The sequence below is a fragment of the Bacillus sp. SIMBA_008 genome (genome assembly GCF_046535495.1).
Lineage (GTDB): Bacteria > Bacillota > Bacilli > Bacillales > Bacillaceae > Bacillus > Bacillus subtilis.
This window is the reverse complement of record NZ_JAWRWL010001069.1, coordinates 1-244: the sequence shown is the minus strand read 5'-3', so window position 1 is coordinate 244 and position 244 is coordinate 1. Positions and strand designations below refer to the sequence as shown.

Genomic DNA, 244 nt, shown 5'->3' with positions numbered 1-244 from the left:
AAAAAGGCCAATTCCGGTGATTTTTATTTTATCACCATGCTTTTTTAGAATTGGAATGTAGTAGTCTTTCCCTTCTTGATAATAACGGAATGCTCCTACATGCAGATTATCCGTTGGTAAAGGACCAGTTTCCATATTATGTTCTAGCAACTTTTTTATATAAATTGCAACGTTGTATGAAGTCGAATATTTGCCTTTTAAAAGTTCAGTACCATTCCCCTCTAATAAACCAACATATAAAGCG

General features: G+C 33.6%; 1 protein-coding gene. It reads right to left on the bottom strand.

From position 1 onward, the window contains the following. A partial coding sequence (locus tag SB658_RS26695) for a Ger(x)C family spore germination protein (protein WP_486308226.1) occupies positions 1 to 244 on the bottom strand: 244 nt, incomplete at both ends.